Annotated in this window: 8 protein-coding genes, 3 tRNA genes and 3 rRNA genes; 3 read left to right on the forward strand and 11 right to left on the reverse strand. The window is 42.8% G+C overall.

The features are described from left to right. Positions 1-113: 113 nt before the first annotated feature. The 9 genes from L0B53_RS04800 to rluD all read right to left on the reverse strand — a co-directional run bounded on the left by L0B53_RS04800 (position 114) and on the right by rluD (position 10,657). Positions 114-190, reverse strand: a tRNA-Asp gene (locus tag L0B53_RS04800). A 105-nt stretch (positions 191-295) separates the two neighbouring features. After that, positions 296-411, reverse strand: a 5S ribosomal RNA gene (rrf, locus tag L0B53_RS04805). Positions 412-560: 149 nt separating this feature from the next. Then, positions 561-3,456, reverse strand: a 23S ribosomal RNA gene (locus L0B53_RS04810). Between the two features lie 331 nt (positions 3,457-3,787). Beyond that, a tRNA-Ala gene (locus tag L0B53_RS04815) sits at positions 3,788-3,863 on the reverse strand. Between the two features lie 44 nt (positions 3,864-3,907). Then, positions 3,908-3,984: transfer RNA gene (locus L0B53_RS04820), tRNA-Ile, on the reverse strand. A gap of 71 nt (positions 3,985-4,055) precedes the next feature. Continuing rightward, positions 4,056-5,601: ribosomal RNA gene (locus L0B53_RS04825) — 16S ribosomal RNA — on the reverse strand. Together the 16S, 23S and 5S rRNA genes with 3 tRNA genes alongside form the textbook arrangement of a ribosomal RNA operon. 566 nt (positions 5,602-6,167) lie before the next feature. Beyond that, entirely contained in the window at positions 6,168-8,741 is a 2,574-nt protein-coding gene (clpB, locus tag L0B53_RS04830) for an ATP-dependent chaperone ClpB (RefSeq protein WP_235061029.1), read from the reverse strand. A 96-nt stretch (positions 8,742-8,837) separates the two neighbouring features. Continuing rightward, positions 8,838-9,650, reverse strand: coding sequence for a peptidoglycan editing factor PgeF (gene pgeF, locus L0B53_RS04835; protein WP_235061030.1), 813 nt, complete (start codon positions 9,648-9,650; stop codon positions 8,838-8,840). Positions 9,651-9,682: 32 nt separating this feature from the next. Beyond that, entirely contained in the window at positions 9,683-10,657 is a 975-nt protein-coding gene (gene rluD / locus L0B53_RS04840) for a 23S rRNA pseudouridine(1911/1915/1917) synthase RluD (protein ID WP_235061031.1), read from the reverse strand. Positions 10,658-10,792: 135 nt separating this feature from the next. Between rluD and bamD the strand changes: the two genes are divergently transcribed. The 3 genes from bamD to pheA all read left to right on the forward strand — a co-directional run bounded on the left by bamD (position 10,793) and on the right by pheA (position 13,889). After that, positions 10,793-11,524, forward strand: a complete 732-nt coding sequence (gene bamD, locus L0B53_RS04845) for an outer membrane protein assembly factor BamD (RefSeq protein WP_235062175.1) — start codon at positions 10,793-10,795, stop codon at positions 11,522-11,524. A 408-nt stretch (positions 11,525-11,932) separates the two neighbouring features. Next, positions 11,933-12,274: a ribosome hibernation-promoting factor, HPF/YfiA family gene (gene hpf / locus L0B53_RS04850; RefSeq protein ID WP_235061032.1), complete on the forward strand. Its 342-nt coding sequence runs from the start codon at positions 11,933-11,935 to the stop codon at positions 12,272-12,274. A gap of 436 nt (positions 12,275-12,710) precedes the next feature. Then, a complete protein-coding gene (gene pheA / locus L0B53_RS04855; protein WP_235061033.1) occupies positions 12,711-13,889 on the forward strand; it encodes a prephenate dehydratase in 1,179 nt (392 codons plus the stop codon). Between the two features lie 267 nt (positions 13,890-14,156). Here pheA and tyrA read toward each other — a convergent pair whose 3' ends face one another. Both tyrA and L0B53_RS04865 read right to left on the reverse strand, forming a co-directional pair. Continuing rightward, complete coding sequence (gene tyrA / locus L0B53_RS04860; RefSeq protein WP_235061034.1) at positions 14,157-15,284, reverse strand: bifunctional chorismate mutase/prephenate dehydrogenase; 1,128 nt, start codon at positions 15,282-15,284, stop codon at positions 14,157-14,159. A 9-nt stretch (positions 15,285-15,293) separates the two neighbouring features. Further along, a complete protein-coding gene (locus L0B53_RS04865) occupies positions 15,294-16,367 on the reverse strand; it encodes a 3-deoxy-7-phosphoheptulonate synthase (RefSeq protein ID WP_235061035.1) in 1,074 nt (357 codons plus the stop codon). Positions 16,368-16,549 lie beyond the last annotated feature (182 nt).

Consider the following 16,549-nt stretch of genomic DNA (forward strand, 5'->3'; position numbering starts at 1 on the left):
AATAAGTCATCAAAACACTTTAATACAAATTGATTAAAAGTCAAAACAGTCTGAGTATTCGCTTTTCTACAGACGTAAAAAAGCCCAAGTCGTGAGACTTGGGCTTAGTGTAGTGGCGGAGCGGACGGGACTCGAACCCGCGACCCCCGGCGTGACAGGCCGGTATTCTAACCAACTGAACTACCGCTCCTTTAGCAAAGTGCTTACGCATGATGCTAAATACTTTTATCGTCGCTAACGTGTCAAAGTTAGAAGACGTGCGTTTAGATTTTTCAATCTAAAGCATAAATTTGAAGCCTGGCGATGACCTACTCTCACATGGGGAGACCCCACACTACCATCGGCGCGATTGTGTTTCACTTCTGAGTTCGGAATGGAATCAGGTGGGTCCACAATGCTATGGTCGCCAAGCAAATTTTGTTGTTAACCGCGAATATTCGCGTTTAACGAAATTTGGAAAGTCTGATAATTCGTAATAATGTTCTTAATACTTCATTCAAGTATCTTTTGACTCGTCGAGTCGTATTCTTTTGAGTCCATCAAAACCCTTTGGGTGTTGTATGGTTAAGCCTCACGGGCAATTAGTACAGGTTAGCTCAACGTATCGCTACGCTTACACACCCTGCCTATCAACGTTCTAGTCTCGAACAACCCTTTAGGACACTTATAGTGCCAGGGAAGACTCATCTCAGGGCTCGCTTCCCGCTTAGATGCTTTCAGCGGTTATCGATTCCGAACTTAGCTACCGGGCAATGCCATTGGCATGACAACCCGAACACCAGTGGTTCGTCCACTCCGGTCCTCTCGTACTAGGAGCAGCCCCCTTCAATCTTCCAACGCCCACGGCAGATAGGGACCGAACTGTCTCACGACGTTCTAAACCCAGCTCGCGTACCACTTTAAATGGCGAACAGCCATACCCTTGGGACCGACTTCAGCCCCAGGATGTGATGAGCCGACATCGAGGTGCCAAACACCGCCGTCGATATGAACTCTTGGGCGGTATCAGCCTGTTATCCCCGGAGTACCTTTTATCCGTTGAGCGATGGCCCTTCCATTCAGAACCACCGGATCACTATGACCTGCTTTCGCACCTGCTCGAATTGTCATTCTCGCAGTCAAGCGGGCTTATGCCATTGCACTAACCTCACGATGTCCGACCGTGATTAGCCCACCTTCGTGCTCCTCCGTTACTCTTTGGGAGGAGACCGCCCCAGTCAAACTACCCACCAGGCACTGTCCGCAATCCCGATTAGGGACCAACGTTAGAACATCAAGCATACAAGGGTGGTATTTCAAGGTTGACTCCACCGCATCTGGCGACGCGGTTTCAAAGTCTCCCACCTATCCTACACATGTAGGGTCAATGTTCAGTGCCAAGCTGTAGTAAAGGTTCACGGGGTCTTTCCGTCTAGCCGCGGGTACACAGCATCTTCACTGCGATTTCAATTTCACTGAGTCTCGGGTGGAGACAGCGTGGCCATCATTACGCCATTCGTGCAGGTCGGAACTTACCCGACAAGGAATTTCGCTACCTTAGGACCGTTATAGTTACGGCCGCCGTTTACCGGGGCTTCGATCAAGAGCTTCTCCGAAGATAACCCCATCAATTAACCTTCCGGCACCGGGCAGGCGTCACACCGTATACGTCATCTTTCGATTTTGCACAGTGCTGTGTTTTTAATAAACAGTTGCAGCCACCTGGTATCTGCGACTGCCAGCAGCTTAGGGAGCAAGTCCCATCACCGCCGGCAGCGTACCTTCTCCCGAAGTTACGGTACCATTTTGCCTAGTTCCTTCACCCGAGTTCTCTCAAGCGCCTTGGTATTCTCTACCCGACCACCTGTGTCGGTTTGGGGTACGATTTCTTACGACCTGAAGCTTAGAGGCTTTTCCTGGAAGCATGGCATCAATGACTTCACTACCTTGGTAGCTCGACATCGTGTCTCAGCGTTAAAAAAGGTCCGGATTTACCTAAACCTTCCGCCTACGCACTTGAACCTGGATAACCATCACCAGGCCCACCTAGCCTTCTCCGTCCCCCCATCGCAGTCGTAAAAAGTACGGGAATATTAACCCGTTTCCCATCGATTACGCTTCTCAGCCTCATCTTAGGGGTCGACTCACCCTGCCCCGATTAACGTTGGACAGGAACCCTTGGTCTTCCGGCGAGGGGGCTTTTCACCCCCTTTATCGTTACTCATGTCAGCATTCGCACTTCTGATACGTCCAGCATACCTCTCGATACACCTTCAACCGCTTACAGAACGCTCCCCTACCCAATATAGCAAAGCTATATTGCCGTAGCTTCGGTGTGTGATTTAGCCCCGTTACATCTTCCGCGCAGGCCGACTCGACCAGTGAGCTATTACGCTTTCTTTAAATGATGGCTGCTTCTAAGCCAACATCCTGGCTGTCTGAGCCTTCCCACATCGTTTCCCACTTAATCACAACTTTGGGACCTTAGCTGACGGTCTGGGTTGTTTCCCTCTCCACGACGGACGTTAGCACCCGCCGTGTGTCTCCCGGATATTACTTACTGGTATTCGGAGTTTGCAAAGGGTTGGTAAGTCGGGATGACCCCCTAGCCTTAACAGTGCTCTACCCCCAGTAGTATTCGTCCGAGGCGCTACCTAAATAGCTTTCGGGGAGAACCAGCTATCTCCGAGTTTGATTGGCCTTTCACCCCTAGCCACAAGTCATCCGCTAATTTTTCAACATTAGTCGGTTCGGTCCTCCAGTTGATGTTACTCAACCTTCAACCTGCCCATGGCTAGATCACTCGGTTTCGGGTCTATATCCAGAGACTGTGTCGCCCAGTTAAGACTCGGTTTCCCTACGGCTCCCCTAAACGGTTAACCTTGCCACTGAATATAAGTCGCTGACCCATTATACAAAAGGTACGCAGTCACCCCATAAAAGAGGCTCCCACTGCTTGTACGTATACGGTTTCAGGTTCTATTTCACTCCCCTCACAGGGGTTCTTTTCGCCTTTCCCTCACGGTACTGGTTCACTATCGGTCAGTCAGGAGTATTTAGCCTTGGAGGATGGTCCCCCCATGTTCAGACAGGATACCACGTGTCCCGTCCTACTCGATTTCACTTAATTAGACTCTTCGGCTACGGGGCTATCACCCTCTATCGCCACGCTTTCCAGCGTGTTCACCTAACTCTAACTATGCTTAAGGGCTAATCCGAGTTCGCTCGCCGCTACTGTCGGAATCTCAATTGATTTCTTTTCCTTCGGGTACTTAGATGTTTCAGTTCCCCGAGTTTGCCTCCTATAGCTATGAATTCACTATAGGATACCTAGCTTATGCTAAGTGGGTTTCCCCATTCGGACATGGTTGGTTAATAACGCTTCTTACCAGCTCACCAACCCTTTTCGCAGGTTAGCACGTCCTTCATCGCCTCTGACTGCCAAGGCATCCACCGTATACGCTTAGTCACTTAACCATACAACCCGAAAGGGTCTTATGTATGTTCAAACAACCAAGGTTTTTGATTGTTGATAATCAACAGGGTAATGTTAATTATCGTTTGCCGGACTCAATATAGAATTAACATCAATGATGTTAATTTGAATACAAGACACTTGAATGTGTATTGTGTTGAGAACTCGTTTATTCTTTCGAATAAACAATTATTACTTTTCAACTTATTAATGATTAAAAATCACTAACGAGTTTACTAGTCAGCTTTCCAAATTGTTAAAGAGCATGTCTTTTTCAAGACGAGTGATGGTAAACACCACTTTTTAAATATTCTAGATAAAACACTTAAAAAGTGGTGGAGCTATGCGGGATCGAACCGCAGACCTCCTGCGTGCAAGGCAGGCGCTCTCCCAGCTGAGCTATAGCCCCATCTAGTATTGCTTTCATCTAACTGCTACCACTTCAAGAAGAAGTGGTGGGTCTGAGTGGACTCGAACCACCGACCTCACCCTTATCAGGGGTGCGCTCTAACCACCTGAGCTACAGACCCATTAGATGCTCTCTTTACTTTATTAACTTAATTCAATCTGTGTGGGTACTCATCACGAAATATCAAATCGTTAAGGAGGTGATCCAGCCCCAGGTTCCCCTAGGGCTACCTTGTTACGACTTCACCCCAGTCATGAACCACACCGTGGTAAACGCCCTCCCCGAAAGGTTAAGCTATCTACTTCTGGTGCAGCCCACTCCCATGGTGTGACGGGCGGTGTGTACAAGGCCCGGGAACGTATTCACCGTGGCATTCTGATCCACGATTACTAGCGATTCCGACTTCATGGAGTCGAGTTGCAGACTCCAATCCGGACTACGACGCACTTTTTGGGATTCGCTTACTATCGCTAGCTTGCAGCCCTCTGTATGCGCCATTGTAGCACGTGTGTAGCCCTACTCGTAAGGGCCATGATGACTTGACGTCGTCCCCACCTTCCTCCGGTTTATCACCGGCAGTCTCCCTGGAGTTCCCACCATTACGTGCTGGCAAACAAGGATAAGGGTTGCGCTCGTTGCGGGACTTAACCCAACATTTCACAACACGAGCTGACGACAGCCATGCAGCACCTGTCTTACAGTTCCCGAAGGCACACCTGCGTCTCCGCTGGCTTCTGTAGATGTCAAGAGTAGGTAAGGTTCTTCGCGTTGCATCGAATTAAACCACATGCTCCACCGCTTGTGCGGGCCCCCGTCAATTCATTTGAGTTTTAATCTTGCGACCGTACTCCCCAGGCGGTCTACTTAACGCGTTAGCTCCGAAAGCCACGGCTCAAGGCCACAACCTTCAAGTAGACATCGTTTACGGCGTGGACTACCGGGGTATCTAATCCCGTTTGCTACCCACGCTTTCGCATCTGAGCGTCAGTCTTTGTCCAGGGGGCCGCCTTCGCCACTGGTATTCCTTCAGATCTCTACGCATTTCACCGCTACACCTGAAATTCTACCCCCCTCTACAAGACTCTAGCCTACCAGTTTCAAATGACCTTCCGGAGTTGAGCTCCGGGCTTTCACATCTGACTTAATAGGCCGCCTGCATGCGCTTTACGCCCAGTAATTCCGATTAACGCTCGCACCCTCCGTATTACCGCGGCTGCTGGCACGGAGTTAGCCGGTGCTTCTTCTGCAGCTAACGTCAAGTGGCAAGCGTATTAAGCTTACCACCTTCCTCACTGCTGAAAGTACTTTACAACCCTAAGGCCTTCTTCATACACGCGGCATGGCTGCATCAGGCTTTCGCCCATTGTGCAATATTCCCCACTGCTGCCTCCCGTAGGAGTCTGGACCGTGTCTCAGTTCCAGTGTGGCTGATCATCCTCTCAGACCAGCTAGGGATCGTCGCCTTGGTGAGCCATTACCTCACCAACTAGCTAATCCCACTTGGGCGTATCTTAATGCGCAAGGCCCGAAGGTCCCCTGCTTTGCTCCGTAGAGAATTATGCGGTATTAGCTATCGTTTCCAATAGTTATCCCCCTCATTAAGGCAACTTCCCAAGCATTACTCACCCGTCCGCCGCTCGTCAGCAGAGTAGCAAGCTACTCTCTGTTACCGCTCGACTTGCATGTGTTAGGCCTGCCGCCAGCGTTCAATCTGAGCCATGATCAAACTCTTCAATTAAAGTTTTGTTGTTTCTTTCGAAACGGCTCAACGAATACTGACTTCAAAACTAAATCCAACCTTATAAATAAAGTTAGACTGTAATCTTAAAGCTACTACCATTCCAACAGAATGATAGTGAATTGACTGTGCCAGTATAATTCATAATAAATTATGTCTTACACTGTATTGGTCACTCAGTTCATTGAGTAATCTTTTTGTTGATTCTCGATAACGAGTGCCCACACAGATTGAATAAGTTAAATTGTTAAAGAGCTTGCTAGCTTGGCTAGCGGGAAAAGGATTTTACTCAATTTCCGCATTGAGTCAAGAACTTTTTAAAAGTTTCTTAATCAATGTGTTATCAGCGAGGTTCCCCGTGACAACGAGGACGCATTATAGAGATTGATTTCATCTTGGCAAGTCTTTTTATTAAGAAAAAATCTGACTGCTCTTTTTTTAAACTAATTAATAATGAAAACCTTATTTCAGTCTAAATAACAGACAAAAAGTGGTTTTTTATACGAATAAAAAGAGCTCTTAGTGATAAAATAATAACTAAGGGCTCAAATATCTTACTTAATCAATTATTGGATAGCTAATAATTTACCATCTTCAACAATTAGCTTAATCGGTTTGTTTGGTAGTAACTTACCGCCTAACAGATCTTGTGCTAGATGATTTTCAACCCCTTGTTGGATTGCTCGCTTCAATGGACGGGCACCATAAACTGGATCAAAACCTGCATCTGCAATAAAAGATAGAGCTTCTTCACTAACTTCAAGCTTATAGTTAATCGCTTCTAAACGAGAGCGTAATTGGCCAAGCTGTAAATCAGCAATCTTCTTAATGTTACCCTTATCAAGAGAGTGAAAGACCACACTTTCATCAACACGGTTAATAAACTCAGGTCTAAAGTGTTGAGATACCACGTCCATGACCATGCTTTTTATTTCGATATAGGATGACCTACCAATATTATCTTGGATTAACTCAGAGCCTAAGTTTGAAGTCATAATGACAACCGTGTTTCTAAAGTCTACAGTTCGACCTTGCCCATCGGTTAAACGTCCATCATCGAGAACTTGCAGTAGTAAGTTAAAGACATCAGGGTGCGCTTTTTCAACTTCATCCAATAAAATTACAGAGTAAGGACGACGACGAACAGCTTCTGTTAAATAACCTCCCTCTTCATAACCAACATAACCGGGAGGTGCACCTACAAGACGAGCAACTGAATGTTTCTCCATAAACTCAGACATATCAATTCGCACCATTGCATCATCACTATCAAACATAAACTGAGCAAGTGCTTTACAAAGTTCTGTCTTACCAACCCCAGTCGGCCCTAAAAATAGGAAGGAGCCGATCGGCTTATTCGGATCCGCGAGTCCAGCTCGACTGCGACGAATTGCATTCGATACTGCAGTTACCGCCTCTGATTGACCAATTACTCGTTGATGAAGGTTACCTTCCATCTCTAAAAGTTTCGATTTTTCACTCTCTAGCATTTTCGCGACTGGAATACCCGTTTGGCGCGAAAGTACAGCAGCTATCTCGGTATCAGTCACTCGATTGCGTAGTAAAGTCATCTCTTGACTTTCCGCTTCTGTCGCTAACACTAACTGTTTCTCTAACTCTGGTATTTTTCCGTACTGTAATTCAGACATTAAGTTTAAATTACCAGCGCGTCGAGCTATCTCTAAATCAGTTTTAGCTTGTTCGATTTCGGCCTTAATGTGTTGAGTACCCGATAGTATGGCTTTTTCTGCCTTCCATACTTCATCAAGCTCAGCATATTGACGCTCTTTTTCATCAAGCTCGGTTTGCAAAATGTCAAGACGCTTTTGACTCGCTTGATCATCTTCTTGAATTAGTGCTTGCTGCTCAATTTTAAGTTGAATAATTCTGCGTTCTAATTTATCGAGAGATTCAGGCTTAGAGTCAATCTCCATACGAATACTTGATGCTGCTTCATCGATCAAATCAATGGCTTTATCCGGTAACTGACGATCTGACACATAACGATGAGACAATGTCGCCGCGGCTACAATTGCAGGATCGGTGATCTCAACATGATGATGAAGTTCATAACGCTCTTTTAAGCCACGTAGAATCGCCACGGTATCTTCAACGGTTGGTTCATCTACCAACACTTTTTGAAAACGACGCTCTAATGCTGCATCTTTTTCTACATATTTTCGATATTCATCTAAAGTCGTTGCGCCAACACAGTGAAGCTCTCCACGGGCCAATGCAGGTTTTAACATATTTCCTGCATCCATAGAGCCTTCGGTTTTACCCGCTCCAACCATGGTATGGATCTCATCAATAAATAGAATGATTCGACCTTCTTCTTTACTTAGCTCATTGAGTACCGCTTTTAGACGCTCTTCAAATTCACCACGATATTTCGCACCAGCAATTAATGCTCCCATATCTAAAGAGAGAACACGTTTATTTTTTAGACCTTCTGGTACTTCACCATTAACCACACGTTGAGCTAACCCTTCAACAATCGCGGTTTTACCAACTCCTGGCTCACCAATGATCACTGGGTTATTTTTAGTACGACGTTGAAGAACTTGAATGGTTCGACGGATCTCATCATCTCGGCCAATCACCGGATCTAATCGACCTTGTTCTGCACGTTCAGTTAAATCGATGGTGTACTTATCTAATGCTTGACGACTATCTTCTGCATTTTGATCATTGACACTTTCACCACCACGAATTTGGTCAATTGCAACTTCAACGACTTTGTTAGTTAATCCAAGCTCACGTAAAACTTTACCCAAATCACCTTTGTCTTCTGTTGCTGCTAAGATGAAAAGCTCAGAGGAGATAAAAGCATCCTTACGTTTCTGCGCTAACTTGTCACAGAGATTCAGTAGTGAAATTGTCTTGTTGGATAACTGAACTTCACCACCAATACCGGTGACTTTTGGTTGTTTATCTAATAATTCAGTTAGTTTTGCGCGTAATGTCGCCGTATTGGTATCTGTAATGTTTAAAAGAGGACGAATCGTGCTGCCATCTTGATTCAGGAGAGCGACCAGCAAATGAACTGGTTCTATGTATTGATGATCTCGACCTAAACCTAATGATTGAGCATCTGAAATCGCAACTTGAAATTTATTGGTAAATCGATCTAATCGCATATGATCCTCTTAATATTTGTTAATAAAGTGCTTTCGCTGTTAACTAATATGGGAGTGCTCTTGGCGATTTTCAAGCTTTGATTGTGGAAGTCTGTGCTATTTGGTTAGCCAAATGAGGCTTGCCATTCGTCCAGTTTGACCATCTCGGCGATAAGAAAAAAAGCTATCTTTTTGTTTATAGGTACAAAATTCACCGCCATAGATATCGTGAATTCCGAGATGATTTAACCGCAATTCAGCTAAAAAATAAATATCAGAAAACCACTTTTGATTGGCGGAATCTATCAAATCATCTTCGTGCTTTAACATTTTTGATATGCTATTTTCTTGAGATAAAGACTCAGTGGAAGCTTTCATCGTAAATCCGGCAGCAGCCTTCGGATCTGATGTAATAAAAGCATCTCGAACATCATTGCCCACTTCAAATGCTTCAGAACCAATTGCAGCACCTAACCAAACCATCAATTCAGAAGGCTCAACATCAAAAGTAGCGATTGTCTCTTCGATAACACCATCGACTAAACCTCGCCACCCTGCATGAACGGCGGCAACTTGAGTACCTTGTTTATTACAAATTAACAATGGAAGACAATCGGCAGTCATAATGGTGCTCACGACATTTTTCTGCTTCGTAAAAGAGGCGTCACCATTTGGAAGATCGGTATCGGTTGGCAGATCTAAATTGATCACCGTTGTAGAATGAGTTTGATTTAACCAACGCGGAGGGGTAGGAAGAGTAGCAAGGTTAATTAACTGCTCTCTATTCTCAGTGACATGTTCTAGATTATCTCCAACATGAGCACCAAGATTGAAAGAGTGAAAAGGAGCAAGACTAACTCCATCTTGACGAGTGGTCATCAATGCGTTGACATTAGATGGTGCTGGCCAGTTAGGAGTAATCCACTTCATTTTCACACTCTTCTTATTGTATCCATGACAAATTAATAGATATCGTCTGGATTATCTTTAGTATCTTGTCGTAAAATCGCTGCCAATGACACCATATCATCAGGTACCGGTGCATGCCAAGACATGGTTTCACCTGTAATTGGATGATTAAGTTTTAGCATTACTGCATGCAGAGCTTGACGATCAAACTGACGTAACGCTTGGGTTAAGATCTCTGATGACCCTTTTGGTGGACGAGGACGACCACCATAAGTTTGATCACCCACTAATGGGTGCGATAAATAAGCCATATGTACACGGATCTGGTGAGTACGCCCAGTTTCAAGACGCAAACGCAAACGTGTATGATTACGGAAACGCTCTGCAACTCGGTAGTGAGTAATTGCAGGTTTACCTAATTCATGAACCGCCATATGGGTACGTTTAGTTGGATGACGACCAATCGGCTTCTCAACGGTACCACCAGCGGTCATTTGACCATTGGCAATCGCTTCATATTCACGAGTGATTTTACGTTTCTGTAACGCACGAACCAGTCGAGTCTGAGCTGGAACAGTTTTTGCCACAACCATCAAGCCCGTAGTATCTTTATCTAGACGATGAACAATACCAGCACGAGGAACTTCTGCAATCTCGGGGTAGTGATGCAACAAGCCATTCAATACCGTGCCATCTGGCGTACCGGCTCCTGGATGAACAACTAAACCTCTAGGCTTGTTAATCACTAAGATATCATCATCTTCATAAACAATATCTAAAGGAATATCTTGAGCTAGCCAACGTTGTTCATCTTCTAACTCTGCCTTAACAGTAATAATCTCTCCCCCCATCACTTTCGTTCTAGGACGTGTTATAATTTCACTGTTAATGCTAATCTTTCCTGCTAAAATCCAATCTTTAATACGAGATCGTGAGAAATCAGGAAAAAGTTCAGCAACGGCTTGATCTATTCGTTGCCCTAGTTGACTGTCTTTGACAGTATTTGTTAATTCGATTTGCTGTGCCATAAGAGAACTTTTTTAAAAACGGAGTGACTAATAATCACGCCTGAGTAAAATAACCAATTATTGTCATTGTATCCGTTAATGGTATAAACCGTAATGGATGACTTAAGATTTTTTTTCAAGGATACTGATGCTGTGATGAAACACCTGAAATTTATTCCTCTACTTACCCTACTTTTACTTGCAGGGTGTTCCTCTACAGACAAAGTAATAGTGCCAGATGTACCACCGTCTGAACTTTATACTAAAGCTCAGGTTGAATTGCAGAATGGTAACTGGTCTGAGGCTGTTACGCAATTAGAAGCGTTAGATTCTCGCTACCCTTTCGGTCCTTATGCAAACCAAGTTCAACTTGATCTTATCTATGCATATTATAAAAGTGATGAGTTAGCACTAGGGCAGGCAACCATTGATCGCTTTATTCGTTTAAATCCAACCCATGAGCAACTGGACTGGGTACTCTATATGCGTGGTTTAACGAGTATGGCGCAAGATCGCAACTTCTTACATGATCTTTTCCGAATTGATCGTTCAGACCGCGATCCAGAACCTGCACGTGCTGCATTCAATGACTTTAAACGTCTACAAAAACGCTTCCCAGATAGCCCTTATGGTGCAGATGCAAAACTTCGAATGATCTTCTTAAAAAATCGTTTAGCTGATTATGACTTAGCCACTGCTCAGTTTTACATAAAACGAGGCGCATGGATTGCTGCTATTGATCGTGCAGAGAAAATCCAACGAGATTTCCCAGACACTCAAGCAGCCCGTAAATCTCTTTTAGTGATGGAACGAGGTTATAAGGAGTTAAATTTAACTAAACCTCTCGCTCATACTAAAGAATTAATGCAGTTAAACTCAGTTAAATAATTAACCAACAATTAAAACCGTAAATTTGGTATTTTCTCTTTTGGGTTAATAATCAATTTACGGTTTTTTATTTCCCATCCTCTATACCCAAAGTCATTGGAGTTGCTAGTCGGCGGCAAGTGAATGAGGCCTCATGAGTATAGGTGTATTATATGATTGGGGCGAATGAGCGTAGCCAACAACCGAGCAACTTCAAGTAAGAAGGGGATAAATTGATAACACCAATTAATGCCTCCTCAACACAGTCATCTCTTAACTGATAACGATTCGATAAAACTATGTTTACATCAACATCTTATAGTGTGATCTTGATCTCGTTTTTTTCTGAAAAAACCGTTAATCTGAAAGTATCAAGTTAAGGAAAAAAGATAGATAAATCGTCAAAAATAGATAGAAGAGGAATAATTTATGAAAGTAGATATTACTGGTAAAAACATTGAAATTACTGCTGCTATTCGTGATCGCATTGATGCTCGTTTTGAAAAACTAGCAAAGTGGCAAGTTCCTTTTATCAACTCCCTCGCAGTGCTAAGCATTGCTCCTAGTAATTGCTTTAAGATTGAAGCTTCTGTCTCTACGCCAAATGGTAAATTATTCGCATCAACGACTGATACGGATATGTATGCAGCGATTAATGAAACTTACCATAAGTTAGAACGTCAATTAAATAAGAGTCAACACAAGTCAGAAGCTCGTCGAGCAAGTCATTGTAATAAAGAAGCTCTCTATCAAGAGGAAGTGGTCGAGTAGAGGCTATTAATTTTAGTGTATGACTGAACTCGTCACTTAATCTATTGACAACAATCAAAATCCCTCATAAGGTTAATAGCGTACTATTAACCTTTTTTTATGATAAATACTAAGACAATAAGTAATGCTGAAACTGTTTCGATTTACTCTCTTTTATCCCTTTTTTTACCCGTAATTGGTAGAGAGGCGTGCGCTTGAATCAGAGATTAAATCAAAGCCGTAGCCTCCTTTAGTAGGGGGCTTTTTTATATATATCTAAAATAATTGGAGTCGCTAATAGGCGAACGAGTACAGCCAACAACCTAGCGACTTCAAGTATGAAGGGTATACTCATATTGTTAATTGTACTCAAAGGCAACAAGTCAAACCCGCATCGCAATAGACAATTAACCATTGAGATTAAAATTGAATTAGGCAGGACGCCAAGGAAATGATTATGACGACAGAACAACAATTAGAGCCCAGCTTATCACTTAATGATATACGTCAACGTGTCAGTGAGGTTGACCAACAGATCTTAACTTTATTAGCTGAACGTCGTCAAATTAGTCTTGATGTAGCTAAAAGTAAGATTCAGACCCAGAAGAAAGTTCGTGATGTCGCAAGAGAGCATGATCTATTATTAAGACTCATTAAAAGTGGTGAAGATCTAGGCTTAGATAAGGTTTATGTAACTCAAATATTTAATGCGATCATTGCTGACTCTGTTCTATATCAGCAATCATTTCTGCAACAGACAGAAAACCCTGATAATCAAATGCCAACCACGCGTGTTGCTTTCCTTGGTTCTCAAGGTTCATATTCAAACCTTGCAAGTCGTAGCTATTTTAGCCGTAAGCAGACTCAATTAATTGAATTAAGTTGCCCTTCTTTTAAGAAGATTATTCGTACTGTTGAAGAAGGTAATGCAGATTACGGTGTACTTCCCATCGAAAATACCAGCTCTGGTTCAATCAATGAAGTTTATGATGTTCTGCAACATACATCGCTTTCAATTGTTGGAGAAATCACTCAACCGATTGATCACTGTCTATTAACGACAGGAGAAACGACTCTTAATCGAATTAAGACGCTCTATTCTCACCCCCAACCTCATCAACAATGTAGTGAATTTATCAGTACGTTAGGTAATATTAAATTAGAATATTGTCCAAGTACTGCTGAAGCGATGGAGCATGTTAAACATTTAAACTCTCTAGAAGTCGCGGCGATTGGTAATGCAACCAGTGGTGAGTTATATGGATTAACGCCGCTACAAAAAGAGATCTCAAATCAAAATGATAACTTTACCCGTTTTATCATTGTGGCAAGAAAACCTGTAGATGTGACTCCTCTCATTCCTGCGAAAACCACATTGATTATGTCGACAGGTCAAAAGCCGGGATCATTGGTTGAGGCATTAATGGTTTTCCGTAATCATGAAATTAACATGACAAAATTAGAATCTCGTCCGGTAATGGGTAACCCGTGGGAAGAAATGTTCTACGTCGATACAGAGATCAACCTGCATGATCAAAGAATGCAGATAGCATTAAAAGAGTTAAATAACGTCGCACCTTTTGTCAAAGTGCTCGGTTGTTACCCAATAGAGAATGTGATTCCTGTTGAGATTTAACGCTTAATAAAAGACGTTTACCTAAAATAATTGGCGTTGCTAGTAGGCAAGTAAATGAGGATCCATGAGTATAGATGTTCTATATGATTGGGGCGAATGAACGCAGTCAACAACCTAACAGCTTCAAGTATGAAGGTTGTATACACATTAAAAAAGCCGTTATGATAACCTCTCCTGAAATCATCATAACGGCTTCTTTATTGCTAAAATTTCAACTTAGTTATTTAATCGCCTTAATCAACAACCCAACAACTAGGCATTAAATATTTACTGACGATGAACCGAATCATTCGCTTGCTGTAAAAGAGACTGACTTTCTATTAAGAATTTTTCAGCATAGTCACCAAACCAATCGCCAACTTCATTAAACTCATTAATAAATTTTTGACGATCTTGTTGTTCAACTAATTCAATAGCATCACCGAAACGTTGATGGAAGCGTTTGATCATCGCTAAGTTATCGGGAGATGACATAATGATATCCGCATAAAGTGCTGAGTCTTGAGCAAAGAGTCTTCCAACCATGGCAAGTTCCAATCGATAAATAGGCGAACTTAATGTTACCAGTTGATCTAGCTTTGGATTCTCTTCCACTAAATGTGAACCATAAGCAAAAGTGGTAAAGTGGCGCAATGCTTGAATTAGCGTCATTCCGTGATCATGTTCTGGTGCAGAGATGCCATTAACCGATGCTCCCCAAATTCTGAACTGATCCAATAGCCATTGGTAGGCTTCTGGTTGGCGACCATCACAATAGACGATAACTTGTTTAGCTAAACTCGCCACATCAGGACCAAACATAGGATGAAGTCCGACAACCGGGCCTTGGTGTGCCGCTAACATGGCTTGTAATGGCTTGGTTTTCACTGAGGTTAAGTCGGCAATAATACAATCTTTTGGCAAATTACTTAACTTATCAATAACGGCTTCAGTGGTGTTAATCGGAACAGAAACTACCACCATCCCAGCGTCATTAAGTAATTCATCTGCTCGATGCCAATCACCTTGCTCTAATATACGAACTTGATAACCAGACAACTCAAACATACGAGCAAATAGTTGGCCTAATTGACCCTGACCACCAATAATCGTAATCGGTCTCAACTCAGGATTCAGACATTTAAAACCTGAATCCTTCTCACTGGTATAAGATTCTCGCATAATACGGCGTAAAATATCTTCGATCAGATCCGCAGGGACACCTTGTTTCTCCGCGTCTTCACGACGAGCTTGTAACATTGATGCTTCACGAGAAGGAACATAGATTGGCAAACCATGTTGACTTTTCACCTCTCCTACCTCAGCAACTAAGGCTAAACGACGGACTAACAGATCGATCAGTGCACTATCTACCTGATCGATTTGATTTCTTAAATGATCTAATTCTACAGCCATACTACTCTATTATCCTTTACAGCGATCTGACAAAAATGGCACTAACTCTTGATGAGCATGGCGTAGCAAGGTTTCAGTATCCTGCCAATTAATACAAGCATCAGTGATTGAAACTCCGTATGCCATCTCATCACGCTTAAGATCCGCAGATTGATTCCCTTCATTAATATGGCTCTCTAGCATCAAACCAATGATTGATCGATTACCTTCACGGATCTGCTTAATCGCATCTTCTGCAACTAATGGTTGTCTGCGGAAATCTTTACGTGAATTAGCGTGACTACAGTCTATCATTATTGCTGAATTTAAACCTGCAGATTCCATCTCTTGCTCACACTCTTTAACAGAGACTGAATCATAGTTAGTTTGCTTACCACCACGAAGAATCACATGACCGTCTGGATTACCTTTAGTATTTAATAAAGCGACTTGACCATCTTGATTAATCCCCATAAAACGATGTCCTGATGCCGCCGCTTCCATCGCATTAATCGCTGTTGCTAAGCTACCATCTGTCCCATTTTTAAAACCGATAGGCATTGAAAGACCGCTTGCCATTTCACGATGGGTTTGAGATTCAGTCGTACGCGCACCAATCGCAGCCCAACTAAACAGATCGCCAATATATTGAGGGCTAATTGGATCAAGAGCTTCAGTTGCCAGTGGGATCTCCATTTCTGTCAGATCAAGAAGAAGCTGACGACCAATATGAAGACCTTCTGTAATATTAAATGAGCCATCTAACTGAGGATCATTAATTAATCCTTTCCAACCTACCGTGGTTCTTGGCTTTTCGAAATAAACACGCATCACGATATACAGTTGATCGCTTAACTCTGCAGAGAGTTTTTTAATTTCACGGGCGTATTCTTTTGCCGCATCAAGATCATGGATTGAACATGGTCCACAAACAACTAATAAACGCGGATCTTTCTTTTCTAAAATATTAGCAATCGTTTGACGAGAGTCAGCAATAAACTGCTGACCTTTATCACTCAAAGGAAGTTCTACTTTCAATTGTTGCGGTGTGATTAAGACTTGTTCGTCGCTGATGTGGATATTATTAAGCGTATCTTGTTCCATGATAGTTATTCCCTATTGAGTGCCGTATTTCTTATCGAAAAAGTGTTGGTGTTTATACAATGATGATTATCCTAACAACTCCTATAGATAACTCAATACCCTTTTGTAAAGTTATAATTACCTACTGTAAATATTTAATTACACTTAGTGTGTTTATCTAACTTTAGGAATAAAGAGGTTAA

The sequence above is a fragment of the Vibrio sp. SS-MA-C1-2 genome (assembly GCF_021513135.1).
In the GTDB taxonomy this organism is placed as follows: domain Bacteria; phylum Pseudomonadota; class Gammaproteobacteria; order Enterobacterales; family Vibrionaceae.